Raw genomic sequence first — 25,527 nt, forward strand, 5'->3', positions numbered from 1 at the left:
ACGCTGTCATGGTGTGGCTCCTGTCCTGGAAGGGAAGTGATTGCGGAGGGCATGGCGAGGGCCGAGGCGCATCTGCATCGCCCGCGCGCCTGTCAGGGGCGGATCAGCTCCACTGTGTCGTTGACCTTGGGGCTCCCGGAGATCACTTCAGCCTCCGCGTAGTGGCTGTCGAACAGTTCGACGATGCGCACTTGGCCAACGTTCTCGCGGCGGTAGCGTGGACCGCCGGCCCGCGAATGCCGGATACGGCGCTTGTGCCGGATCACGTCCAGCACCTGCCCGACCTGGGCACCGTCGGCCTGCCCGACACAGACCACAAGCGTTCCGTCCTGCTTTTCCAGCACCTGGCCGCGCATCAACACGTTGTGGCGGAACCCACCCTCGTTCGCGGAGACGACCCCCGGCAATGCGAACGCGAGCGCGAGGGCCAGTGCGGCGACCCAATGGCTGCGATTGGTACCTCGGGGTCTGGAATGGGCGACGTGTGTGACCGTATTCATGGTGTGGACTCCTTAGATGGGCTGCGAGGGGTGGCGGCATCCGCCAGTGGAAGGCGTTTGAGCAGCAACGCGTTGAGGGCGACGATCACCGAACTGCCCGACATCGACAGCGCGGCGATTTCTGGCGACAGCACGAACGGATAGAGCACACCGGCCGCCAGCGGAAAGGCCAGCACGTTGTAGCCCACGGCCCAGCCCAGATTCTGATGCATCTTGCGCAGAGTGGCGTGGGCGATGGTGGTCGCGCGAACGACGTCATAAGGGTCGCTGTGCATGAGCACGATGTCGGCACTCTCGATGGCGACGTCGGTGCCGGCGCCGATCGCGAACCCAACGTCGGCTTGGGTGAGCGCCGGTGCGTCGTTGATGCCGTCGCCCACCATGCCGACCTTGAGGCCCTGCGACTGCAGCTTGATGACCTCATCGGCCTTGCCGCCCGGCAGCACGTCGGCCAGCACGATGTCGATTCCCAGGTCCTGTGCCACGCGCTCGGCCGTGGGGCGGTTGTCGCCGGTGATCATCGCCACCTTGATGTTGCGCCGGTGCAATTCGTCGATGGCCGCGCGCGAGGTCTCCCGGATCGCGTCGGCAATCGCGAAGAAGCCTGCGAGCCGGTCACCCACCCCGGCATAGATCACCGTGCGACCGGCACCGGTGAGGCGCGCAGCCTCCGCTTCCAATACCGAGAGGTCGATGCCGTGCTCGACCATCAGGATCCGGTTGCCCAGCACCACCTGCACCCCGTCAACCACGCCGGTAGCGCCCTGGCCATCGATGTTGGTGAACGCGGTAGCGCGCTCGGCTACCGGACCGGCACGCTTCAGGATGGCCTGCGCCAGCGGGTGCTCGGAGTGCGCCTCGACCGCGGCGGCCGCGGCCAGCAACCGCTCCTGCGTCCAGCCCGGCGCGACCGCCATGTCGACCACCTCGGGGGCGCCGACCGTCAGGGTGCCGGTCTTGTCGAAGATCACCACGTCCAGGCGTGCGCTCTTCTCAATCGATTCGGCATGCTTGAAGAGGATGCCGTGTCGTGCCCCCAGGCCAGTGCCGATCATGATCGCCATCGGCGTGGCCAAACCGAGTGCATCGGGGCAGGCGATGACGAAGACGGTGATCGTCAGCGTGAGCGCGAACAGCAGCGGCTGTCCCAGCCACCAGAACCAGACCGCGAAGGTCAGCAGCCCGATCACGATCGCAGCCAGCACCAGCCATTGCGAGGCGCGGTCGGCGAGCAGCTGCGCGGGCGCCTTGGAGTTCTGCGCGGTCTGGACCAGCTTGATGATCTGCGCCAGTGCCGTGTCGCTGCCGATCTTGGTGGCGGTGTAGGCGAATGCGCCGCTCTTGTTGATCGATCCGCCGACGACGGACTCTCCGGGATCCTTGCGCACCGGCATCGACTCGCCGGTCAGCATGGATTCGTCGACCTGAGAGCTGCCTTCCGTCACGATGCCATCGACCGGGATCTTCGCCCCGGGCCGCACGATCACGGTCTCGCCGACCAGCACTTCAGCGGTGGGAATGTCGAGCTCCTGCCCCTCGCGCCGGACGACCGCGCGGGGTGGGGACAGCTTCAGCAGCGCTTTCATGGCGTCCGAGGCGCCGGCGCGAGCCCGCATCTCGAGCCAGTGGCCAAGCAGGACGAAGGTCAGCAGGACGGCCGAGGCCTCGTAGAAGTTCGGCCCGTCGAAGAAGAACGTCGACGCGATGCTGAAACCGTAACCTGTGCCCACGCTCAGGAGCACCAGGACCGCCATGTCCAGCACACCCCGTCGCAGGGACCGGATCGCGGCGCTGAAGAATGGCCAGCCCGGATACAGCACGGCGCCGGTCGCCAGCAGGAACAACCAGACGTTCTCGCGCAGTCCGAACGGCACCGGCGGCGGCTCTATCAGCCCGCCCATGGGCGACCACACGAATACCGGGATCGCGAAGGCGAGGGCGACCAGGAAGCGGCGGCCCATGTCGCGCGCCGCGGCGTGCAGATCGCTGCCGTGGTTCATGCCCGCATGGGCGTCGTGGCCCCCGGCATCCGTGGCGTCATCGCCGTGGCCGGCGTGGGCGTCAGCGGGGCGCTCTGCGGCCAATTCCTGTCCGTGCCCGGCATGCGCAGCATGGGCGTGCGCGCCTGCGGCGGGGTCGGCATCGGGCATCGGCGCGTTGCATTGGAAGCCGCAGTCGCGGATCGCGGTGGCGACCGCGCCCGCCGACAGGCGGGCCGGGTCGTAGGACACCTGCAGGGTCGCGGTAGCGAAATTCGCGCTGGTGGCGTTGACTCCAGGCAGCGCGGCCACGGCCTTCTCCAGCGTGCGCGCGCAGCCGGCACTCACCATGTCGCCGATGGGCCAGGTGCGCGTGCGCACAGTGGGTTTGTGGACGTGCGTCATCGGGTTTCTCCTTGGGATGGAGCGGGGCCGCGCCGGCGTCGCGGGATGAAGGCCGGCACTTCCTGCATGTAGCGGACGTAGTCGTCGCCGAAGCGGCTCAAGCAGTCTTTTTCCTCACGACGCGCCAGGCGGGCATAGGCCCACACGAGCACTGGATAGCTGGCGAGCGTGAGCAGCGTGGGCCACTGCAGCAGGAAACCGGTCAGCACGAGCAGGAAGGCGACGTACTGCGGGTGACGCATGCGCGCATACACGCCCTCGCGGGCGAGCCGGCCTTCACGCTGTGCCCGATACAGCACCGGCCAGGCGGCCGACAGCAGCCAGAAGCCGCCGCCGATCAGGACGAAGCTTGCGATGTGGAATGGGCCGAAATGCGGGTTGGCGCGCCAGCCGAACCACATCTCGAGCAGATGGCCCGCGTCATGGCTCAGCCAGTCCACCTGCGGATAGTTGGCGCTGAGCCAGCCGCCCAGGACGTACAGCGTCAGCGGGAAGCCATACATTTCCGCGAACAGGGCCACGACGAAGGCGGAGAACATACCGAACCCACGCCAGTCCCAACGGGTCAGCGGTTTGTAGAAGCTCCAGGCGAAGAAGATGAAGAACGCGGCGTTGATGGCGGCGAGGAGCCAAAGACCGTAGCCGGAGTCGGGTGCCTGCATGTCAGTGCCCTCCGTTCGAGGTGTCGGACGTTTCGTCGTTCAGTGCCCGCTTGCTACGGCTCTCATGCTGGCCATGGGGTGTGTCGTCGGCATTGCCGTCGCGCCCATGACTTCCGGAACCTCCATGACCGCCATGCCCCTTGTGCATGAACACATGCATCAAGGGACATAGCAGCAGGATGGCCAGGGGCAACCAGCGAAGCGTCCCCCCAAGGTGGGCGCCGTGCTCGACGGCGAGATAGAACACGGCCAGCGCCAGGAAGATCCAGAAGACCCAGCGTCGGGAGCCTGAGGGGGCAGGACTGGAGGCTGTCATGGCAAATTCTCCTCTGTGGGGCGGCGTCCAAGAAGTCGCCGGGGGGTGGACTTGACGAACCCGCCGCCTTCAGCAGCGGCAACAGATTCGATCAATGCGCAGACGTCATCGCCAGTCGGAATGGAGTCCGGAAGCTCCGCCCAGGCGTGGATGGCACGCTCCATTCGTCCGTGCATGGCGAGCAGCCTGTCCAGTTGTTGGCGGGTGTCGTCGAGCCTGCGCCGAATGATGTCCCGCACAAGCGGACAGGGACTATGTCGCAGCAGGCTGTGGTGGATGATTTCCTCGATTTCCCCCAGCGTGAAGCCAAGGTGTTGCGCCGTGCGAATGAAGTGCAGGCGAAGGAGCTCCGAGGTGGAGAACAACTGGTAGCCGCCCTCGGTATGCGTGGCCGCTTGCAACAGACCGCGCCGCAGGTAGTTGCGCACCACATGCACCGTGACATCGCCCTGCCGTGCCAGCTGGCGGACCGTCATCAGCGGCAGCGTCACTTCTTCCTTGGTCGTCATCGGCTTGCTCCCGGCGAGGTGTTGATCAGGCTAGACCTGTGTCTCGCACACAGGTCAACCGGCCTTGCGGTGGGCGAAGCCAGTAACGCGCGAATTGGCCGTGGACGGACGGATGTTCGCGGCCACAGTTGCATGAGCCGTCGGTCCCTGCCTGCGTTGAACGGCCCCATCACTACTTCTCCTTGGGTAGTGCGGAGGAGGGGTGCGGCTTCCTGGCCAGCTGCCGCTGCTTGATCAGCGAGTACAGCGCCGGGATCACGACCAGGGTGAGGATGGTCGAAGACACCATGCCACCTACCATCGGCGCAGCGATTCGGCGCATGACTTCCGAGCCAGTACCGCTGCTCCACATGATGGGCAGCAGGCCCGCCATGATCGCGACCACGGTCATCATCTTCGGGCGCACGCGGTCGACCGCGCCTTCGATGATGGCCTCGCGCAGGTCCCGTGAATCCAGTGCCCGGCCTTCGGCCTGCCTCTGCGCGGCACGCGCTTCAAGTGCGTGGTCGAGGTAGATCAGCATCACCACGCCGGTTTCCGCGGCGACGCCGGCCAGCGCGATGAAGCCCACGATCACCGCGACGCTGGTGTTGTAGTCGAGCATCCACATCAGCCAGATGCCACCGACCAGTGCGAAGGGCACCGACAGCATCACGATCAGCGACTCGGTGACACGGCGGAAGTTGAGGTACAGCAGCAGGAAAATCAGCGCCAGCGTCACCGGAACGACGACACGCATCTTCTCCGCGGCACGTTGCATGTATTCGTACTGTCCACTCCAGGTCACGTAGTAGCCAGGCGGGAACTGCACCTGCTCGGTGACCGCTTCCTGCGCAGCCTTCACGTAGCGGCCGAGATCGCTCTCTCGGGTGTCGACGTAGATGTACGCCGCCAGCATCGCGTTCTCGGTGCGGATGCTCGGCGCACCCTTCCTGACCTCAATCCGCGCCAGTTCGCCCAGCGGCACCTGGGCGCCGCCGGGCACCGGCACAAGGACTTGGCTGCCTATCCGGTGCGGATCGTCGCGGAGTTCGCGGGGATAGCGCACGATCGCGCTGAAGCGTTCGCGGCCCTGGAGGATGGTGGTGACGATCTCGCCGCCCAGCGCGGCGGCCACCACGTTCTGCACCTCGCCCAGGGTGACGCCGTACTGGGCCAGGCTGCCAAGGTCGGGGGTGATGTCGAGGTAGTAGGCGCCGGTCAGGCGTTCGGCGAACGCGCTGGTCGTGCCCGGCACTTCGCGCACCACGGCTTCGATCTCGGTGGCCAGCGCGTCGAGTTGCTCAAGGTCCGTGCCGAAGAGTTTGATGCCCACGGGCGTGCGGATGCCGGTGGCCAGCATGTCGGTGCGCGCCTTGATCGGCATCGTCCAGGAGTTGGCGACGCCCGGGAACTTCAGCGCCGCGTCCATCTCGGCGATGAGCTTGTCGGTGGTCATGCCGTCCCGCCATTCGTCCTCGGGCTTGAGGTTGATGACGGTCTCGAACATCTCCAGCGGTGCGGGATCGGTGGCCGTCAGGGCACGGCCCGCCTTGCCGAACACCGACTCCACTTCCGGGAAGCCCTTGATGATCCGGTCCTGCTGCTGCAGCAGCTCCGAGGCCTTGGTCACCGACATGCCCGGAAGCGACGCGGGCATGTACAGCAGCGTGCCTTCGTTGAGGGTTGGCATGAACTCGCTGCCCAGCCGCGATGCAGGCCACAGGCTTGCAAACAGGGCGGCCAACGCAAACATGATTGTGGCCATGCGATGCCGCAGAACGACGTTGATCACCGGCCGATAGGCCGCAACCAGGAACCGGTTCACCGGATTCTTGTGCTCGGGCACGATCTTGCCGCGCACGAACAGCAGCATGAGTACCGGTACCAGCGTGATCGACAACAGCGCGCCACCGGCCATCGCGAAGGTCTTGGTGAAGGCCAGCGGCTTGAACAGGCGACCTTCCTGAGCCTCCAGGGCGAACACGGGCAGGAACGAGACGGTGATGATCATCAGGCTGAAGAACAGCGCCGGCCCGACCTCGCGACAGGCATCGATGATCAGCTGGGTCCGGCTGCGGGAGCCGTCGGAGCGCTCGATGTGCTTGTGCGCGTTCTCGATCATCACGATCGCCGCGTCGACCATCACGCCAATCGAGATCGCGATGCCGCCCAGGCTCATGATGTTGGAGTTCATGCCCAGCATGCGCATCGCGATCACCGCGATCAGCACGCCGACGGGCAGCATGACGATCGCGACCAGCGCGCTGCGCGCATGGAACAGGAATACCAGGCACACCAGTGCGACGATCAGGCTCTCCTCGAGCAGCGTCGTGCGTAGCGTCTTGATCGCGCGCACGATGAGATCGGAGCGGTCGTAGACCGCCTGGACGCTGACGCCCTCGGGGAGTCCACTCGCAAGCTGGGCGATCTTGTCCTTCACCCCCCCGATCACGGCCAGGGCGTTTTCGCCGAAGCGCGCAATGACGATCCCGCCCACAACGTCGCCTTCGCCGTCCAGGTCGACGATGCCACGGCGCTCATCGGGTACCAGTTCGACCCGGGCGACGTCGCCGATCAGCACCGGTGCGCCCCCTTCGGCGCGCAGAACCAGGCTCTCGATATCCTCGATACCGCGCAGGTAGCCGCGGCCCCGCACCATGTACTCGGTCTCGGCCATCTCGATCACGCGGCCGCCGACGTCGCGGTTGCTCTCGGCGATCACCTCGGACACGCGTGAAATCGGGATGTCGAACTCGCGCAGCCGGACCGGATCGACGGTGATCGAGTACTGGCGCACGAAGCCGCCGACGCTGGCGACCTCGGCCACGCCGGGCGCGGTGGTGAGCTGGTAACGCAGGTACCAGTCCTGCATCGCGCGCAGCTCGTCCAGCGAGTGGCGGTCGCTCTGCAGCACGTACTGGTAGACCCAGCCCACGCCGGACGCGTCGGGTCCCAGTGCCGGTGCCACGCCAGCCGGCAGGTTTTTCGACGCGACGTTGAGGTTCTCGAGCACGCGCGAGCGCGCCCAGTACAGGTCCGTGCCTTCTTCGAAGATGACGTAGATGAAGGAGGCGCCGAAGAACGAGAAGCCGCGGACGTCCTTCGACTTCGGCGTCGCGAGCAGGGCGCTGGTCAGCGGATAGGTGACCTGGTCCTCGACCACCTGGGGCGCCTGCCCCGGGTACTCCGTGAACACGATCACCTGCACGTCCGACAGATCCGGTTGTGCGTCCAGCGGCGTGTTCATCAGTGCGTAGATGCCACCGGCGACAATCGCCAGCGCCATCAGCAGCACCAGGAAGACGTTGCGCACCGACCATTCAACGAGACGGCCAAGCATGTCAGTGCCCCTCGTGGCCGGTGGGGGCGGGCGGAGTCTCTTCCGGGGTAGCCGGCATGGAATGACCGGCGTGCGGATCAGAGGCCTCGTCACCATGACCTGCGTGCGGGTCGGCGGCGTCCTCGCCGTGCCCGGCGTGTGGATCCTCAGCGGTGCCCGAAGGCGCGCCGTGTCCTGTGTGACCCTCAAGACCCTGGAGTGCCGACTGCAGGTTGCTTTCGGCGTCGATCAGGAAGTTGGCGGAGACCACGACCTGCTCGCCCTCGGTCAGGCCGTCGAGGATCTCGATGCGATCGCCGCCGCGCCGCCCCAGGCTGACATCGCGCGGTGCGAAGCGGCCAGGGCCGGTCTCGACCAGCACCACCTGGCGCGTGCCGCTGTCGAGCACGGCCGAGCGCGGAACGGTCAGGACCGGTCCAGCCCCCGGCTCCTCCAGCACCACCGTCCCATACAGCCCGGGCCGCAGGTCGCCAGCGGGGTTGGGCAGGGCGATGCGCACATCCACGGTGCGCGTCATCGCATCGATGACGGGCTGCACGAAGGTGACCTCGCCCTCGGCCACCTGGCCCGGCAGGGCCACGGTTTCAAAGCGGGCCGTTTGGCCGGGCTGGATACCCGCGGCCTGCGCCGCCGGCACCTTGGCGATCACCCACACCTTCGACAGGTCCGCCAGGCGCAGGATGGTTTCGCCGGGCTCGAAACGCGCGCCCTGGACCACCGGCTTCTCGATCACGACCGCGTCCGCGGGCGCGGTGAGCACCAGGCCCGTCTTGCCCATCTGCGCGTCACTGATTTCCCAGTTGCGCAGGCGGGTGCGGGCGGCATCGCGCAGGCGGACCATCGACGCCGCGCTCGCGGGATCGGACCCGGCCAGCCTGCGGGCGGTCTCGTCGGCCAGCCGGTATTCCTGCTGCGCCGCGGCCAGCTGCGGGCTGTAGACGGAGAGCAGCGGCTGCCCGGCGCTGACCCGCATGCCGGTCTGGTTCGCGTACAGCCGCTCCACCCAGCCTTCGAAGCGCGGGGCGATCGCGTACTGCCGGGTCTCGTCGACCTCGACCGTGCCGCTGGTGCGCACGGTAGCGGACAGGGCTCCGCGCTTGACCGCTTCGGTGCGCACGCCCAGCGCCTGCACCTTGTCCGGCGGCAGCACCACCGTGCCCGGTGCCGCCGGCGGTGCGTCGTCGGCATAGACCGGGACGTAGTCCATACCCATCGAATCCTTCTTCGGCACCGGCGACGTGTCCGCCAAGCCCATGGGATTGCGGTAATAGAGCACCTTGCGTTCTGCGGCCGGGCCGTCGATCGACGTGCCCGCGGTCGGGGAGTCGTTCGTGGCGCGGCCGGCAATCCAGCCGACGGCGAGGGCGGCGAGTGCAACGCCGATGGCGAGCGACAGGGTCTGGACACGGGTCATCGGATCTCTCCTTCGATGGCGCGCACGGCGGCGGCGCCCAACAGTTCGTCACGCAGTGCATCGACCCGTGCGAGGTCGGCGCCCTGCCATTCATTGAGTGCTTCCAGCAGCGTCCCGAAGTCGACTTCACCGACCTGGTAGCTGGCCAGGGCGGACTGCCAGGTGGCGTCGGCCTGCGGCAGCAGCGTGTTCTCGATCAGTCCGCGACGCTCGCGCGCGTTGGTCCACTGCGACCAGGCGGAAGCGCCGCGTTCCTCGACGGCCCGCAGCGTGGCGTCCCTGCGGGCAAGCGCTGCGTCTTCGAGCAGGCGCGATTCGCGCTCGCGCTCGCGGCGGGCACGCTGCTGGAACGGGATCTCGACCTCGAACATCAGCTCGGTGCTCTCGATGCCGTTGCCGAACTGCATCGCACCCACGCCCAGGGTGATGTCGGGAAAGCGGTTGCGACGCTGCAGTACCACGTTCGTGCGCGCCGCCTCGGCGCGAGCCTGCTGCGAGCGCACCGCGGGATGCGCATCGGCGTCATCCAGTGCCTCGGCAAGCGAGGCGCTGTGGACGGCGAGGCGCGGCGCCTCGTCGGGAGTCGCCAGCGGTGCATCGGACCGGCGCCCCAGCACCGCGTTCAAGGTGGCGGCCGCCTCCTGCTTGGTCGCGAGGCGTTCGATCCGCTCGCGCTGGAGGCTGGTCTGCTCGACCTGGGCGCGGATGGCATCCTGCTGCGCCGCGCGACCCAGGGCGTAGCGCACGCCGGCCATCTCTTCCACCTGGCGGAGCAGGGCGATGCGGCGATCAAGCACGGCCACGGCCTGGTCGGCATGCCAGTAGCGTGCGTAGGCCGCCTCGGCGTCGGCCAGCAAGTCGCGCGCAGTGGTGAGGCGATCGAGTCCGACCGCGACCGCGTCCTGGCTGGCCGCGGTCCGCGCCAGGGCGCGCTTGCCCCAAAGCGGGAGGCGCTGGCGCAGCGCGTAGTTGACCTCGCGCTCGGCACCGGCGGAGCGCCAGGGCTTGTCCGGATCGAGGCCGCGGAATCCAAGGGAAGCCGTCGGGTCGGGTAGGGCGCCCGCTGGCTGGATCCGTGCTTCGGCGGCCTGGGCCTCGAAGTCCATGGCCCGCAATTCCGGGTTGTGTTCCAGAACCCAGGCGCGGATCGACTCGAGGCTGTGCCCCGGGACGGGTTCGGTGGCGGTCACCGGCAGCGCCAGGGCCCACAAGGCGCCGGCAAGCACGCCGGCAAGAAGGTGCCGGAGCGGTGGCAGACGGCGGGACAGAGGGCGAGGGTGCAGGCGCCTGGCCGGCAGTCGGTCGAACGGGGATGCCATATCAGTGTCCTTGGGCCGACGCGACGCAGGTCGCTCGGACGAGGGCAGGAACACATGCCGTGACGCAGCCACGGCGCGAACGCACAGGACTGCGCCGCACAGACGTGCGGAGCAGTCAGCGTCCAGGCATCAGATCAGCAGGAGTGCCGCTGGATGGGCGGTAGGTCGGTGCCAGGCGGGTCTGGGCGGCGAATCCACCCATGTAGCCGTGACACCTGGCGCAGCATCCGCAATCGCGGCGATCGCAAGCCAGGAGAACCAGGCTTCGGCCAGCAGCGGCGGAATCGAAGGGATGCGCCCACTGTCCGCCGAGATGTCACCCTCGGTGCAGTGCGCGTCGCACACTGCCTTGCTCGCTGAGGGGAGCTCGGCATCGCAGCCGTGGCCATGGTCGTGTCGGGTGTCGGTGGCGGCAGCGACAAACGCCGCCGGCGTGACTGGGAGATCCAGGCAATCGCCATGGCCTGCGAGCGCGAACTGGGACCAGAGCAGGGCCACCATCGCGAGGAGGGCGGTGCGCTGGAACAAGTTCCGATGGCGGATGTGGACCATGGCGTGAGCTTACCTCTTACTGGAACCGATGCAATTGATCCAAGTCAATCCTTGGCCAGGCCCAGGGGCTGGCGCGGCACAGATGTGGTCGGCGAGGACGGTACGGCGGCCGACTTGGCAAGGCGAAGGGCGTTGGCCACCACCGACACCGAGCTCAAGCTCATCGCAAGCGCCGCGACCATCGGGCTCAGCAAGATCCCGAATGCGGGGTAGAGCACCCCGGCCGCGACCGGCACCCCCAGCGCGTTGTAGAGGAACGCGAAGGTGAGGTTCTGCTTCATGTTGGCCACGGTGGCCTGGGAGATCTTCCGGGCGCGCAGGATGCCCCGCAGGTCGCCCTTGACCAGGGTGATCTGGGCACTGGACATCGCGACGTCGGTGCCCGTGCCCATGGCGATGCCGACGTCGGCCGCGGCGAGCGCCGGGGCGTCGTTGATGCCGTCGCCCGCCATCGCCACCCGCCGGCCTTCGCGCTTGAGGCGCTGCACCAGCTCGGCCTTGTCCTCGGGGCGGACTTCGCCATGCACCTCGTCCAGGCCCAGCTCGGTGGCCACGGCCCGTGCGGTGGTGAGCCCGTCGCCGGTGGCCATGATGATGCGCAGCCCGGCGGCGTGGAGCTCGTTGATGGCCGCCGCGGCCGACGCCTTGATCGGGTCGGCAACCGCGACCAGCCCCGCCAGGCGCCCGTCCACGGCCAGGAACATGGCGCTCGCGCCCTCGCGGCGCATCCGCTCGGCCACGTCGACGTGCGCAGCGGGATTGGCGCCCAGGTCGTCCATGAGCGCGGTATTGCCCAGCGCAAGCGCATGGCCGGCCACGGACCCGCGCACACCCATGCCGGTCACCGAGTCGAAGTCCTCCACGCGGTCGAACTCGAAGTTCCGGCGTCGAGCCTCGGCGACGATGGCGTCGGCCAGCGGGTGCTCGCTGCCCTGGTCCAGGCTGGCGGCCAGGTGCAAGACCCGGTCGGCGTCGAAGCCCTCGAAGGCCACGACTTCCTTGAAGGCGGGGCGCCCCTCGGTGAGGGTGCCGGTCTTGTCGACGATCAGGGTGTCGATGCGGCGCATGTGCTCGATGGCCTCGGCGTCGCGGAACAGCACGCCCACCTGCGCCGCCTTGCCCGTGGCGACCATGATCGACATCGGCGTCGCCAGGCCCAGCGCGCAGGGGCAGGCGATGATCAGTACCGAGACCGCGTTGAGCACCGCAAAGGTCCAGGCCGGCTCCGGACCGAAGGAGCCCCAGATAAAGAAGGTGGCCACCGCGATCGCCAGCACCGCGAGCACGAACCAGTAGGCCGCGATATCGGCCATCCGCTGCATCGGCGCGCGGGAGCGCTGCGCCTGCGCGACCAGCTGCACGATCTGCGACAGCACGGTGTCGGAGCCCACCTTGGCGGCGCGGATCACCAGCGCGCCGGTGCCGTTCTGGGTCGCGCCGATGACCTGGTCGCCTGCGGTCTTCTCGACCGGAATCGGTTCACCCGTGAGCATCGACTCGTCGACGCTGGAGCGGCCTTCCACCACTTCGCCATCCACCGGCACCTTCTCGCCGGGACGCACGCGCAGGTGGTCGCCGACGTGGACGTGGGTCAGCGGGATGTCTTCCTCGGTGCCGTCGGCGTTGACCCGCCGGGCTTCCTTCGGCGCCAGGCCAAGCAGGCCCTTGATCGCCGCGGACGTTTTCGAGCGCGCCCGCAGTTCCAGCATCTGGCCGAGCAGGGTCAGCGAAACGATCACCGCCGCCGCCTCGTAGTACACCCCGACGCGCCCATGTTCGGTAAACGACGGTGGGAACAAGCCGGGTGCCAGCGTGGCGACCAGGCTGTAGCCAAAGGCGGCCGCAACGCCAATCCCGATGAGGGTGAACATGTTCGGGCTGCGGTTGCGGATCGACTGCACGCAGCGCTCGAAGAACGGCCAGCCGGCCCACAGCACGACTGGTGTGGTCAAGACCAGCTCGACCCAGGTCTGCACGTCGATCGACAACGGCAGGATCTGCACGTCGCCCAGCACGACACGCGGGAGGTACTGGCCGAACATGGCCAGCACGAGCGTCACCACAGTCAGCGGAAGCGTCCACCAGAACCGGCGCGAGAAGTCGCGAAGTTCCGGATTGTCATCGTCCTCCAGGCTCGGCATTTCCGGCTCCAGCGCCATGCCGCAGAAGGGACAGTTGCCTGGACCTTGTTGCCGGACTTCCGGGTGCATCGGGCAGGTGTAGATGGCGCCGGGCTGTGCCACCTCGGGTTCGTCCTGGGGCGTCAGATAGCGCTCCGGATCGGCCACGAACTTCGCGCGGCATCGCTCCGAGCAGAAGTGGAAAGGTGTGTCGGCGTGGGTCGCATGATGCTGCGTCGTGGCGGGCTCGACCTGCATGCCACAGACCGGATCGGTGACCCGTCCATCCGCAGCCTCGACAGGGGCTGCGCCTGCAGAATGGTGATGGTCATGGGACGACGGTGAGTTCATGCCGATGCTCGCTTTAGTGGGGATGGACTGCCAAGGCAGTGTGCCATTGCGGGTTACACAGCTATTCGGGGCTGAGCGTCCCGAGCACTGAAACAACAATCAGGATCAAGATGGCCAGCGCGGCCTCAGCCGTAACACTCTGCCGCAAAGCCCGCACCTCCTGCGCGGGATCTCCGCTGGTCAGCGCTCGTTCCAAGCGCGGCACCAGCGTCCATCGGTGCAGCGCTCCCAAACCCAGCATTCCAGCGAACAGGGCCAGTTTGAACAGCAGCAACTTCCCGTAGGTGCTCTGGAACAGGGCCGAAAACGACCACGCGGTGAGATCCCCGTAGTGCGCGATGCCGGACACGATGAGCGCACCAACGAAGATCGTTCCCAGCGTCGAAAAACCATGCAGAAAGTCATGCGTTGATCGCAGACGCCCGCTGCCGTTCGTCTCTTTGCCGCGCAGCAGCATGGCAAGGAACATCAGGACCGCTGCGATCCAGCCGCCTGCCGCGAGAAGATGGACGATGCCTGCAGCAAGCCGGACCGCGCCTGCCAAGCCCTCGCCAGCGGCGGCGTGGCCGTTCCATGCCAGCGAAGCGAGTGCGCCGCCCGCCAGCATCGCCCCCAGCGGGAAGGCGGTCTCCACCTTCCCGCGGCGACGATGCCATCCGAGCACGAACATCAGGGCGACCAGCAGCGCGCCTCTCGCCATGGCTGCCCGGCCCGCGGACGTCTCGAGCAGATACCAGCCAAGCGATGCGCGATCAACCTCGGCAAGCGGCATTCCCATGATGCCCGCGGTCTTGAAGACGACATCGAGCCCGGTGAGCACGAGACCGGCTACGGCACCCGCCAATAGAACGCCCATGAGTGACCACCCGGCCAAGGCGTCGGCGAGTGCCGATCGACGCGACCCGTACCAACCGAAGAGTGGAACCCCGAAAAGAACCATGATGACAAGGTATTCCAGGAATCTCAGTGCATAAGCCGACAGGTCGAACATTCGCGACTCCTCAGCGCACCGTGAAGCTGAAGCTGCCCGGCATGGGGTGGTTGTCACCACCGACGGCGCGGTATTCCACGGTATAGACGCCCGGAGTCAGCGGCTGGGGCAACTTGGCACGCAGGGTCTTACCGTTGTTGACGATCTCGGTCGTGAAATTCTCGATCGGCATGGTGGAACTGCCGTGCTTCATGAGCAACTTGAGACGCGACGCCCGCGGAATCAATGTTTCGTTGAACACGAGATCGATCTGGCCCGGCGAAGCCACCACCGCATTTGCCGCCGGTGTGGACTGCTGCAGCGCGGCGTGGGCGTGCGCGATCTGCAGGGAGAACTGCCCAGCCGCAATCGCGAGGACGAGCGCGAAGGAGCGAAGGACGTTTGATGATTTCATAGGGATAAATCCTCATTGCGAATGTGATGCAAAGCCCCGTTCGGCGCCGTGCTGTGTTGGATCCGACAAGCGTTAGGTGTCGGGCTGTCACCGAAACCACGGTTGGTCGGCTTTTGATATTTGAGATGAGGATCCCGCCGCTCAGGCGGGATCCTCGACGCGTCAAGCCGCCATGGCGCTGCAGCTTTCCGCGCAACGGCGACAAACTTCGGCGCAGCGCGCCATCTCCGGGTCGTTCATGGCGTCGCATGCTTCGGCGCACTGGCGGCAGATCTCCGCGCAGGCACTGCAAACCACCGAGTGAGCGCTGGCGCCACGCAACATGGCGTCGGCGCTGGTGGCGCAGATATCGGCACACGTCGCCAGCAGGGCGATGTGCTCCGGGGCTGCGTGGGCACCTCCTTTGCTCAGGCAATAGTTGATGGTCTCAAGGCAAATCGCGTGGCATTGCGTGCAGTTGTCGATGCACTCGTTCATGGCCTGAGACCGGTGGTCTTCGGAATGGTGAGTCATGTGGATCTCCTGCTTCATCGCGGACGAGAATCGGCGCGCCCGCAACACCGCCCCCTGTTGCTCTTGCGGATCAATGCTGTGCGAAGGGTTCGGTGGTTCCGTCGTGATGGACCAGCTCGACCGTATACGGCTGCTGGCGTCCTTCCGGGACCTCCATGCCCGGCGAACCGAGCGGCATTCCGGGCAGGACCAGGCCGCGTGCGTCCGGCTTTTCTTCGAGGAGGCGCTTGATGTCCTCGGCCGGGACATGGCCTTCGATGACGTATCCGTCGACCTCGGCCGTGTGGCAGGAGCCCTTTGCATAGGGGACACCCAGGCGCTCCTTGACCGGACCCAGGTCATCCATGTCATGCACATCCACGGTGAACCCCGCCTTCTTCACGTGGTCGATCCAGCTACCGCAGCACCCGCAGGTCGGGGTCTTGTGGACGGTCATGCGTGGCAGGGCGGCTGGAGTCGCGTCGGCTGTTTCCGGGACGACCTGTGCAGTGGGCGCGATGGTGGATTGCGCGGGTGTAGCCGCTTGGGTGCAGGCACCCAGGCCGGCGACCGCAAAAGCCGCCCACGCCAGTCGGTTCAATCTGCAGGTTTTCATTTCTGGTTCTCCGCTTAGCGCTTGGTCCGCGAAGACCAGTGGATGTGGGCGATCCGCCAACCGTCGGTGGTCTGCTTCAGCACCATGGTCTCGGTGCTCTGGACGGTCAGTGGCTTACCGTCTTTCTGGGCGTGCAGCTCGCTTTCGGTTCCGACCCATGCGAACTCACCAGCGGTGCGTGCACGCTGACGGAGCAGCTGGCGATGGGCGCCCTTGAGGAATGCCGCATCGCTGACTGCGTGATGACCCAGATATTCCTCGCGGCTGCGCTCGGCACCCCCGGACTCGAGGATGAGGACGTCGGCAGCGAGCAGGGCTTCGACCGTGGCCAGATCGCCGCTAGACAGGGCCCTGTTGAAACGCTCCGCTACGGCGACCGCGGCCTCTGCAGTGACTGGGACGTCGACGTCCGCAGATGCCGCGGCAGCGGGGTGATGTGCGTGCGGCTGTGTCGCCTGCGCCATTGCGGGGGACACGACGGCCAGTGCCAGTGCGAGGGTGAACGAGATTGCTGTTGCGTTCATTGCGTGGGCTCCAAGGAGATCAATGGGTGTGCGCATGGCCGTCATCGGCCACGGGCGTGTGTGGTGCAGGGTGCGACTCCACCTTGCCGTCGGGATGGCCGTGGCTCACCAACCCGACTTCCGTGTCGCTGGGTGTCGGGCCGTGGTGATCGTCGTCCACGCCCGGCGGGTGCGCATGCGGCATGGAGTTGTTGCCCGGCTCGAATAGGGCAGGGTGATCCTCGGCCTTTTCGTCGTCATGGTGGCCTTGCGTCTCGCCGCCGCCATGCGAATGACCATCACTGCTGGCCACCAACGCCTGGTAACCGGCCTTGTCCAGCGTGGGCAGCTTCTGCAGGAAGGCCGACATGTTCCAGATGAACTCATCGTCCATGCTGCCGCCCCACGCGGGCATGCCGCTGGCCTTGATGCCGTGCTTGATCACCCAGAACGCCTCAGCTGGAGCGACCGACTGTTTGCTTAGGTTCGGTGGCGCGGGGTACAGGCCCTTGCTCATCTCGGTGGCCGCCGCCTCTGGCGAAAGATGGCAGGTCACGCACATGGCGTTGTAGTTGCCCGCACCCTGGCGGATACGCTCAGGATCATCCAGGTTCGTGGGCACCTGAAGCTTGGCGGCGCGCACCTCAATGGAACGCTCGCGCGCCGTTTCAAGTAGCGCATACACCGGGCGACTATGCGGATCGTCGGCGGCCACGTTGTACACGCCCAGAGAGACCGTGGCAGTTGCCGCGACCGCAACCAATCCCACGCCGGCACCGAGCCATACCCACATCCTTTTGTTGGATTTCATTGTCAGTTCCCCTTAGAACCAGGTACGAAGGCCGATGACCAAGCGCGTGTCTTCAAAGGACTCGCCATGCTCGCGTCGCATGTCTGCGGTATTGCCAAACGCGCGCTCGTACACCACGCCGATGTAGGGAGCGAACTTTCGGGTGAACTCATAACGAAGTCGTAGCCCCGCCTCAGCGGTACTCAGACCCGAACCTATCCCGCGCAATGGATCGTTCTTGCCATAGGCGGTGACTTCCACCAGCGGCTGCAAGATCAGCCGGTTGGTTAGCAGCAATTCGTACTCGGCCTCGACATTGGCGGCAGTCTGGCCCCCTTCGCCGAGATAGGCTGTGGCGGACACTTCGAACTTCATCGGCGCCAAGCCCTGTACACCGATAGCGGCGAAGTTTTGAGATGCCCCAGGCTTGAAGTCATGACGCACACCGGCCACCACATCCCACCACGTGGAGATACTGCGGCCGTAGAGCACTTCCAGATCAGCCGACTCGGTCTGACCATCCGTGCGTTCGCCTTCACTGCGGAGCCAGACGCGATTGAGGTCCGTACCGATCCAAGCCTGGCCCTCCCAGCCCAGCCCGGTGCCCGGATCGGCATCCCAGGCTTCCAGGCGATTGAGCAGCACGTAGCTCTTGATCGAGTTGTCATGCACCGGATGCGCGTGTTCCGGCGCGATGGCCGCCTTGCGATCCGCGTCCGTCACCGCGGGTATCGGGGTGCGCGGCTGCGTTGGCACTGCAGGCCCGTGTCCCATCTGACTGTGGTCCATGCCCTGCATCGACTGTGTCTGCGCTTTGGGCGTTGCGGGCGTGCTCGGAGGCGCGCCGTGCCCCATCTTGGAATGGTCCATCCCCTGCATCGCAGGCGTGGCCGTACTAGAGGTGTCGGCTGCAGCGGGTTGTGCCATCTGACTGTGATCCATGCCCTGCATCGACTGCGCCTGTGCTGTGGGCGCCGCAGGTGTGCTCGCGGGCGAGACGTGCCCCATTTGCGAATGGTCCATGCCCTGCATGGCAGGCTCGGCTGCTTTAGCCTGCGGCGCGGCGTGGCCCATCGTCGCATGATCGATCGTCGCTTCGCTCGGCTTGGCCGGTGTTGCAGGCTTTTGGGCTGGCGCAGGTTTTGATGTCGGCGCCTGTTGTGCAGAGTGATCCTGAGTCTGGGTCTGCGCGCCCTGCTCCATCGGCATGGAGCCGTGCTGCATGGATTGGGCGCTGGCCGCATTGGCCAGGGCCAGCGAGATAGCCAGCGTCAGCGCAGTCAGGGTGGTATCGCGTCTATTGATGTTCATTCGTCGACCCTCACCGTGCGCATCATTCCGGCTTCCATGTGATAAAGCAGGTGGCAATGGAACGCCCAGCTGCCCAACGCATCGGCACGCACGCGATACGTGCGTCGGCTACCCGGCGGCATATCCACCGTGTGCTTGCGCACCATGAAGTTGCCGTTGTCGTCCTCCACGTCACTCCACATGCCGTGCAAATGGATGGGATGGGTCATCATCGTGTCGTTAACCAATACGATGCGCATACGCTCGCCGTAGTTCAGCCGCAGCGGCTTGACATCGGAGAACTTCTGACCGTTGAAGCCCCAGGAGAATTTCTCCATATGTCCGGTCAGATGCAGCTCGATCTCGCGACCGGGGTCGCGTCCGTCAGGGTCTTCAAAGGTGCTCTTGAGCATGGAATACGTCAGTACATGACGGCCGTTATCGCGCAGGCCATTACCCGGATCATCCAAGCGCGAACTCACGCTCATGGCCTGGTTGTCCAACAGGGGATTGTTGGTCTCGCTGGCAGGGTGTGATTGCATGCCCCCGTGCTGCATGCCTGCCATGGCACCATCGCCGGCGGCGGGCATCGCATGGCCTGCATGGGCCGAGGTCGCGTTACCGCTGGCAGGTGGGGTCATGCCAGGCATGCCCATGGCCGCACCACAGCCGCCTTCCATGCCCTTGCTGCCGCCAGACATATCCATCGATCCATGATCCATGCCCATGTCTGCCATCGTCAGCAGCGGCCGGGGATCCACAGACGGAACGGGCGCGCGTAATCCTTCGCGCACGGCGAGCGTGCCGCTGACGTAGCCGGTGCGACCGGAGTCTTGGGCAAAGATGGTGAATGCGTCCTGCCCGGAGGGCTCCACGATCACATCGAAGGTTTCTGCTACCGCGATGCGGAACTCGTCGACGGAAACCGGATGGACATACAAGCCATCTGCTGCCACCACGGTCATCTTTAGCCCCGGAATACGCACATCGAAGTACGTCATGGCAGAGCCATTGATGAAACGCAGGCGCACCTTCTCGCCACTGCGGAACAAACCGGTCCAGTTGCCCAGCGAGGTCGTGCCGTTCATCAGGTAGGTGTAGGTGTTGGCGTTGACGTCGGACAGATCCGTGGGCGTCATCCGCATCACGCCCCACATCTTGCGATCTTCCAACGTGGCCGACAGGCCGTTGCGCTTCACATCGCGCGCAAAATCGCCGACCGTGCGCTTGTAGTAATTGTCATGGCCCGGCATCTTCTTCAAACGATCGAACAGGGCCGTCGGGTCCAGGTCTGTCCAATCGCTCAGCATCACGACGTAGTCGCGATCGAAGCTGAAGGGCTCCGGCTCCAATGGGTCGATGATGATCGGGCCATAGAGCCCGGCTTGTTCCTGGAACCCCGAGTGGCTGTGGTACCAGTAGGTGCCGCCCTGATGCAGGGTGAACCGGTAGTGGTAGGTCTCACCACGTCCGATACCGTCAAAGCTCAGGCCCGGCACGCCGTCCATGTTGGCCGGCAAAATGATGCCGTGCCAATGGATGGAGGTGTCCGCGCCATGGAGGGAGTTAGCGGGCAATGCATTGGAGACACGCAGGTTGACCGTGGTGCCTTCCCGCCAACGCAGCAACGGCGCCGGAACGGACCCATTGACGGTGATCGCGGTGCGGGTCTTGCCGGTGAAGTTCATCGGCGTCTCGCCGATGGTTAGGTCAAACTCGGTGCCCGATAGTACGTTGGGTTGTCCCGGGCCCTTGAGCGCCCAACTGGCTTTGGGCCAGAAACCTAATCCTGCGACTGCGCCTCCCAAGGCCAAGCCCTGGACAAATCGCCGCCGCGAAGGTAGCAGCGGCGGTCCACCGTGTGGACCACGAAAATCATCATGCGACATGAAAATGCTCCAAGCGTCGTGTTGCCACCGGCGGGCGGTGGTACAGAGCGGGCGGCTGGCCTATAAATAGGCATGCAAGCCACACCAACGGCGCCATTGCGGCGCTTAGGGACGCTTAGCCGATCGGTGGTCGGATCAGATGAGGCAAGGCAGGTGCCGCATGCCCTAGGGGCAGCGGCATGACATCCAGGCCCAAGGCCAGTTGCACCGAAACATGCAGGCGCGCCGGAAGTGCGCTCGCGCACGCGTGTACGCAGGCGCACCGGCACGCAGAAGACTTGCAACAGTCGGGACCGGCATGGTCGCCATGCCCAGTGCCAGCCCTTTCAATCGAGGTGGCATCGGGATGATTCTCAGCACTGTGATGGGCGACGCAGTCTTCGTCGCCTTGCACCGCGGCAGCCACTTCGCTGGCCTGCGCTTCCATGGCCGGGTTCATACTGATCGACGCAAATGCCGACCACGCGCCGTTAAGCACGAGCATGACGATCAGGAGCAGTCGCAGTAGAAGTGAGGAGGCTGACACGGGCGACATTGTAAATCACTTTAGACAAGGCGCGTGTGTATCGGTCGTGAACAAAATCTCAAGTAGGCCTGAGATGCCGCCACTTGTCAGTCGCACTAGTCACGGCCACTGCAGCTCCCTCCAGGAGCGCCCAATGGGCGGGTTGAGGCGAAGGGTTGCCCATAGGGCTAGCGCTTGTTCGGTTTACTTCTCGGGTGTGGCCTCGATCAGCTTCACCAACTCCCGCTTCTGCTGCTTGCTTAGCGAGCCCCAGCGCAGGAGCAACTTGGCCAGCAGATCATCGTCGGTGTAAAGGAAGGCGGCGGGGATCCCCAACGCTTGGGCCAACCGCTTAGCAGTCTCCAGCTTGGGCTCGTGCTTGCCACGTTCGTACTGGTTGACTCGGGGGCTGGCCACGTAAGGATCCAGACCGGCCCGGATGCCCAACTCCTTCTGCGACAAACCCGTGTGCAGGCGGGCTTGTTGGAGGCGTCGAGCGAAGGTCGGTGTTGAGTCGACGGACAAAGTCACGCGCACCCCCCATGGAAACCCCATAAGGATGGCGGATGTGGGGTTAAGCCGAGATACGTGCAAAAATGCCCCCCAGAATTTTTTTTTCTTCCGTGAAATCATTTGGTTGCCGGATTTTTGTTGGTACCTGAACTGTCGGCGCGATCGGGCCGCAACTGCGCCAGCAACTGCTCCAAGGTGTCCTGGCGCACACCGGCACGCAACGCTTCGGCCTCGGCTTGTTCACGCCGTTCTCGCTCCTTGGCCAAGTCGGCGTGAGCATTGGCCAGCTTGACCCGTGCGCTCTCCAACGCTTGGGCGTCCTGGGTCCAGCGTGCCAGCAAGGCCTGGTACTCCGCAGCCGTAAGCCGCAGCGCGTCCAGCTCCTTCCGCTGGTCGTCCGCAGCTTGCCGCACCTGCGCCAGTTCCCTCTCTAGGCGGCTGTGGCGTTCCAGCCACTGCCCGTTGTCGCGGTTGAGCTGAACCAGTTCGTGGTTCTTGGCGGTCAGCGCCTCGTTGGCCTGGCGCAGCGCGACCTGCAGTTCCTGCACCTGGTGCTCGTGGCGGCGCTGTTCCTGTTCGCGTTGGTCCTTGACCGAGGTGCGGTAGTGCTCCAACGCCTCGCGAGCATGCTGGTGCTTCTGCTCCAGCGACTGGGCATGCGCCTCGTGCTCCGCCAGCCGCGCGGTCAGTCCCGCGATCCGTTCGCCGAGCTGCGCGACCTCGGTGACCCGTTCGGCCAAGGCCTGCTGGGCTGCGGCGTGGGTCGTCTTTTCTTCGCGTAAGGCAGTTTCAATGCGCTGAAGCTGCGCGCTCAGCGTGGACGCCTCCTGCTGGGTGCGTTCCAGCGCCTCGCTACGCTCCTGCAAGTGCGCTTCGAAGCGCTGCCGGGCCTCGGCGATTACAGCCTCGGCCTCCTCGTGTAGGCGACCGGCAAGCCGACCGACCAGGTCCTGTAGCGCGTCGCTGACCGCGACCTTGGCGCCAAGGCCTTGCCCTTCATCTTCTTCCAGCTCCTTCAGGTAGCGGTGAATGGTTGTCTTGGAGCCGGTGTTGCCCAGCGCCACCCGCACCGCGTCCACCGACGGGTGTTTGCCCTGTGCCCGCAGCGCATCGCGGGCCTTCTGGATGTCGCTCTTGTACAAGCCGCCGCGTGCCATCGCACTCTCCGACTATTTCGTAATGTATTACATACCACGTAATTACATACCAATCAAGTTACACTACTCGCCGAGTACGGGTCGTATCTAAAGGCGGGATAATGTGGAATTATCCCGCGTAACCAGCGTTTCGGCCATTTCAAGTCGTCAAAACAGTACGAAACCGCCCAAGGCTGGCGATCCCTGGGTAGTATGGCCCAGAGCGGAAAGGAGGCCAGCCGGGGTGCAAGCAGGCGCCGCCACCGAACTCGTTGGCCATCAAAGGACTGTGCATGCCGATCGAACGTATCGTCATCGACAATTTCAAGTCGTTTCGCCATCTGGACCTGCCCCTCAACGCCCACATGAACCTGGTGGTGGGCGACAACGAGGTCGGTAAGTCCACCCTGCTGGAGGCCATCCACGTGGTGGTCACCGGGCAACTGCATGGGCGCAATCTCGCCTACGAGCTCACGCCCTACCTGTTCCACCAGCCCGCGGTGCAGGAATATCTGGCGACCCTTGCTGCAGGCACGCCGGCTTCGCCGCCACGGATCTCCATCGAAGCCTATCTGGGCGCAGATGTCGCGCTGGCGTCGTTGCGCGGCACCAACAACTCCCTGCGCTTGGATACCGCCGGCATCCGGCTGCTGGTCGAGCTCAACGACGACTACCGCGAGGAGTTCAACGCCTACCTGCAGCAGCACCAGGGTGCGGTCAGCCTGCCGGTGGAGTACTACACGGTGCGCTGGTATTCCTTCGCCAACAATGGCGTCACCGCTCGCAGCATTCCGTTCGATTCGACCATCATCGACACTCACGGCATCAAGACCTTGTCCGGTGCCGATCGCTATATCGCCGGCATCATCGATCAGGCACTGACGCCTGCGCAGCGCGTCTCGCTGTCGTTGAGCTTCCGCCGCATGCGGCAGAGTTTTTCCGAAGAGGCGGACGTGGCGGCCATCAATGCGTACCTGACCGAGCACACCGGGGACATCAGCCACCGGGCGCTGACGGTGGGTGTGGACACATCGCCGCGCTCAACATGGGAAACCAGCTTGTCACCTTACCTGGATGAGCTCCCGTTCACCCAGGCCGGCAAGGGTGAGCAAAGCGCGGTGAAGATGAAGCTGGCGATGCACGCGGCCGGCGCTGCCCACGTGCTGCTGATCGAGGAGCCGGAGAACCATCTGTCCTATTCCAGCATGACCCAGCTGATCGACAAGATTGCGGCCCTCTCCACCGCCCAGCAGGTGATCATCGCCACCCACAGCAGCTTCGTGTTGAATAAGCTGGGCGTGGACAACGTGATCCTGTTCAGCGCGCAGGGCCAGATGAAGCTGGACCAGCTGCCGAGCGATACCCATGACTATTTCATGAAGCTGCCGGGCCACGACACGCTGCGATTGATCCTGGCCAAGCAGGCGATCCTGGTGGAAGGCCCTTCCGACGAGCTGATCGTGCAGCGCGCCTACAGCGACCACCATGGCGTGGCGCCGATGGCTCGCGGCGTAGACATCATTTCGGTCAAGTCGCTGGCATTCAAGCGCTTCTTGCAGATTGCAGATCGGCTGAAAATCCAGGCCAAGGTGATCACCGACAATGATGGCGATATCGCCGTTGTGCAGGAGCGCTATGCCGAACACATCAACGCGATCTATTACGATTCCGACGAAAGCGCCCCATCGCTGGAAGAGCAGCTGATCAAAGCCAACTCGCTGGCCGAACTCAATACCGTGCTGGGCAAGACGTTTGCCGATGAGGTGGCGCTGCTCAAGTACATGAAGGGCCATAAGACCGATACGGCCCTGGCGATCTTCAACAGCCCGCACTCGATCAGGTTCCCGGACTATGTCCAGCGCGCCATCACCTAACCGGGTCCTGCTTTCGGCGGCCGGCTCGGGCAAGACCACCTTGCTGGTCCGGCAGGCCCTGGAGCGGCCTGGGCGTCGCATCGCGATTGTCACCTACACGCTGGAGAATCTAGAAGAGATCCGGCGCTCGTTTGAGGTCCACGCCGGTGCGGTCCCCGTGCATGTCACTTTGCACAGCTGGTATGGCTTCCTGCTGTGCCAGTGCATCCGCCCGTACCAGGCAGCGCTTTGCCCTGAGCCTCGCATCGAGACCATCCTGTTCGTAGAAGGTGTCACCAATAACAGGGCCCCACGCACCCAGGTGGCGCGCCACTACTTGGCAGGCAACCGGATGTATTCGGACCGGGCGGCCGATTTCGCTGTGCGCTGCGATGAGCTCACCCAAGGTCAGGTCATGGCACGCCTGGCGGCCATGTACGACGAGCTCTACATCGACGAAGTTCAGGACCTCGCCGGCTTTGATCTGGATCTGGTCGAGCGGCTGTTGAAGAGCGGCATTGCCATCACGTTGGTGGGTGATACGCGGCAGGCGACGTATGCCACCAACTATGCTCAAAGGCACAGCCAGTATCGTGGACCCAATCTGGCAGCGCTGTTTCAGATTTGGGAGGCGGACGGCTTATGCCAGCTGGATCACCGCCTCATCAGCCTTCGCTGCGTCCAGGCCCTGTGCGATATGGCGGACACGCTCTATCCGCAGATGCCGCGAACCCAATCAGGCAATGGCGAGGTCACCGGGCACGATGGCATCTACCTCGTCGCTCCAGCGGATGTTGAAGCGTACATGCAGGAGTTTGCGCCCACCGTGCTCCGGCATGACCGGCGGCAAGCGTGCGACGGACTACCGGCCGTGAACTTTGGGCAGTGCAAGGGCCGCACCTACAGCCGGGTCCTCATCTTTCCGAACGGCCCGCTGACACAGTACCTGCGCACGGCAGATGCAGCGCGTATCACCGCCCCACCAAAGTACTACGTGGCCTTCACCCGGGCGCGGCAAAGCGTGGCCTTTGTGTATGCCGGCGCGTGCGCGTTGCCGGGTTATCAGCTCTATGCGCCCGCCAACGCAGACGCATAGAGCCACGGGC

23 protein-coding genes are annotated in these 25,527 nt (G+C 65.3%); 2 read left to right on the plus strand and 21 right to left on the minus strand.

Going from position 1 to position 25,527, the window contains the following annotated elements; genetic code table 11:
• Nucleotides 1-92 precede the first annotated feature (92 nt).
• The 21 genes from AC06E9_RS07230 to AC06E9_RS07330 form a co-directional block, all read right to left on the minus strand.
• The gene (locus AC06E9_RS07230) at nt 93-500 is read right to left on the minus strand and encodes a hypothetical protein (RefSeq protein WP_049436410.1); all 408 of its coding nucleotides are present in this window, start codon (nt 498-500) and stop codon (nt 93-95) included.
• On the minus strand, nt 497-2,884 hold the full coding sequence (locus AC06E9_RS07235) for a heavy metal translocating P-type ATPase (protein WP_049404642.1): 2,388 nt from the start codon (nt 2,882-2,884) through the stop codon (nt 497-499). The genes AC06E9_RS07230 and AC06E9_RS07235 overlap by 4 nt, the downstream gene beginning before the upstream one ends.
• The gene (locus AC06E9_RS07240) at nt 2,881-3,546 is read right to left on the minus strand and encodes a methyltransferase family protein (protein WP_017357195.1); all 666 of its coding nucleotides are present in this window, start codon (nt 3,544-3,546) and stop codon (nt 2,881-2,883) included. The genes AC06E9_RS07235 and AC06E9_RS07240 overlap by 4 nt, the downstream gene beginning before the upstream one ends.
• 1 nt (nt 3,547) lies before the next feature.
• The gene (locus AC06E9_RS07245) at nt 3,548-3,862 is read right to left on the minus strand and encodes a DUF2933 domain-containing protein (RefSeq protein WP_088434186.1); all 315 of its coding nucleotides are present in this window, start codon (nt 3,860-3,862) and stop codon (nt 3,548-3,550) included.
• Nucleotides 3,859-4,371, minus strand: a complete 513-nt coding sequence (locus tag AC06E9_RS07250; protein WP_017357196.1) for a MerR family transcriptional regulator — start codon at nt 4,369-4,371, stop codon at nt 3,859-3,861. Before AC06E9_RS07250 ends, AC06E9_RS07245 begins: the two co-directional genes overlap by 4 nt.
• Before the next feature lie 172 nt (nt 4,372-4,543).
• Entirely contained in the window at nt 4,544-7,693 is a 3,150-nt protein-coding gene (locus AC06E9_RS07255) for an efflux RND transporter permease subunit (RefSeq protein ID WP_049404640.1), read from the minus strand.
• Between the two features lies 1 nt (nt 7,694).
• Nucleotides 7,695-9,107: an efflux RND transporter periplasmic adaptor subunit gene (locus AC06E9_RS07260; RefSeq protein ID WP_017357198.1), complete on the minus strand. Its 1,413-nt coding sequence runs from the start codon at nt 9,105-9,107 to the stop codon at nt 7,695-7,697.
• Nucleotides 9,104-10,297, minus strand: a complete 1,194-nt coding sequence (locus AC06E9_RS07265) for a TolC family protein (protein ID WP_229296417.1) — start codon at nt 10,295-10,297, stop codon at nt 9,104-9,106. The genes AC06E9_RS07260 and AC06E9_RS07265 overlap by 4 nt, the downstream gene beginning before the upstream one ends.
• Before the next feature lie 258 nt (nt 10,298-10,555).
• Nucleotides 10,556-10,978, minus strand: coding sequence for a hypothetical protein (locus AC06E9_RS07270; RefSeq protein ID WP_017357200.1), 423 nt, complete (start codon nt 10,976-10,978; stop codon nt 10,556-10,558).
• 44 nt (nt 10,979-11,022) lie between these two features.
• The gene (locus AC06E9_RS07275; protein WP_478055919.1) at nt 11,023-13,449 is read right to left on the minus strand and encodes a heavy metal translocating P-type ATPase; all 2,427 of its coding nucleotides are present in this window, start codon (nt 13,447-13,449) and stop codon (nt 11,023-11,025) included.
• Between the two features lie 61 nt (nt 13,450-13,510).
• The gene (gene copD / locus AC06E9_RS07280) at nt 13,511-14,440 is read right to left on the minus strand and encodes a copper homeostasis membrane protein CopD (RefSeq protein ID WP_017354978.1); all 930 of its coding nucleotides are present in this window, start codon (nt 14,438-14,440) and stop codon (nt 13,511-13,513) included.
• A 10-nt stretch (nt 14,441-14,450) separates the two neighbouring features.
• Nucleotides 14,451-14,834 (minus strand): copper homeostasis periplasmic binding protein CopC, encoded by a 384-nt coding sequence (gene copC / locus AC06E9_RS07285; protein ID WP_017354979.1) that lies wholly within the window; start codon nt 14,832-14,834, stop codon nt 14,451-14,453.
• Nucleotides 14,835-14,996: 162 nt separating this feature from the next.
• Nucleotides 14,997-15,347: a four-helix bundle copper-binding protein gene (locus tag AC06E9_RS07290; protein WP_026070601.1), complete on the minus strand. Its 351-nt coding sequence runs from the start codon at nt 15,345-15,347 to the stop codon at nt 14,997-14,999.
• Nucleotides 15,348-15,417: 70 nt separating this feature from the next.
• Nucleotides 15,418-15,942, minus strand: a complete 525-nt coding sequence (locus tag AC06E9_RS07295) for a DUF411 domain-containing protein (protein ID WP_229301210.1) — start codon at nt 15,940-15,942, stop codon at nt 15,418-15,420.
• 14 nt (nt 15,943-15,956) lie between these two features.
• Entirely contained in the window at nt 15,957-16,466 is a 510-nt protein-coding gene (locus AC06E9_RS07300; RefSeq protein ID WP_026070602.1) for a nuclear transport factor 2 family protein, read from the minus strand.
• A gap of 19 nt (nt 16,467-16,485) precedes the next feature.
• Complete coding sequence (locus AC06E9_RS07305; protein WP_026070603.1) at nt 16,486-17,256, minus strand: c-type cytochrome; 771 nt, start codon at nt 17,254-17,256, stop codon at nt 16,486-16,488.
• A gap of 12 nt (nt 17,257-17,268) precedes the next feature.
• A complete protein-coding gene (locus tag AC06E9_RS07310; protein ID WP_017354984.1) occupies nt 17,269-18,546 on the minus strand; it encodes a copper resistance protein B in 1,278 nt (425 codons plus the stop codon).
• On the minus strand, nt 18,543-20,414 hold the full coding sequence (locus AC06E9_RS07315) for a copper resistance system multicopper oxidase (protein ID WP_017354985.1): 1,872 nt from the start codon (nt 20,412-20,414) through the stop codon (nt 18,543-18,545). The genes AC06E9_RS07310 and AC06E9_RS07315 overlap by 4 nt, the downstream gene beginning before the upstream one ends.
• Nucleotides 20,415-20,529: 115 nt before the next feature.
• Nucleotides 20,530-20,949: a CopL family metal-binding regulatory protein gene (locus AC06E9_RS07320; protein WP_080354476.1), complete on the minus strand. Its 420-nt coding sequence runs from the start codon at nt 20,947-20,949 to the stop codon at nt 20,530-20,532.
• A 174-nt stretch (nt 20,950-21,123) separates the two neighbouring features.
• Complete coding sequence (locus AC06E9_RS07325; RefSeq protein WP_478055795.1) at nt 21,124-21,552, minus strand: helix-turn-helix domain-containing protein; 429 nt, start codon at nt 21,550-21,552, stop codon at nt 21,124-21,126.
• Nucleotides 21,549-22,589, minus strand: coding sequence for a DNA-binding protein (locus AC06E9_RS07330; RefSeq protein ID WP_017354988.1), 1,041 nt, complete (start codon nt 22,587-22,589; stop codon nt 21,549-21,551). The genes AC06E9_RS07325 and AC06E9_RS07330 overlap by 4 nt, the downstream gene beginning before the upstream one ends.
• A 272-nt stretch (nt 22,590-22,861) precedes the next feature.
• On the opposite strand from AC06E9_RS07330, the gene AC06E9_RS07335 reads away from it, so the two are divergent.
• On the plus strand, nt 22,862-24,442 hold the full coding sequence (locus AC06E9_RS07335; RefSeq protein ID WP_017354989.1) for an ATP-dependent nuclease: 1,581 nt from the start codon (nt 22,862-22,864) through the stop codon (nt 24,440-24,442).
• Nucleotides 24,420-25,517 carry a UvrD-helicase domain-containing protein gene (locus tag AC06E9_RS07340; RefSeq protein WP_017354990.1) on the plus strand — a complete coding sequence of 366 codons (1,098 nt, stop codon included), beginning with the start codon at nt 24,420-24,422 and terminating at the stop codon, nt 25,515-25,517. The genes AC06E9_RS07335 and AC06E9_RS07340 overlap by 23 nt, the downstream gene beginning before the upstream one ends.
• Nucleotides 25,518-25,527: the final 10 nt, after the last annotated feature.

It is taken from the genome of Stenotrophomonas sp. Steno-Z10-BAI, from assembly GCF_056393115.1.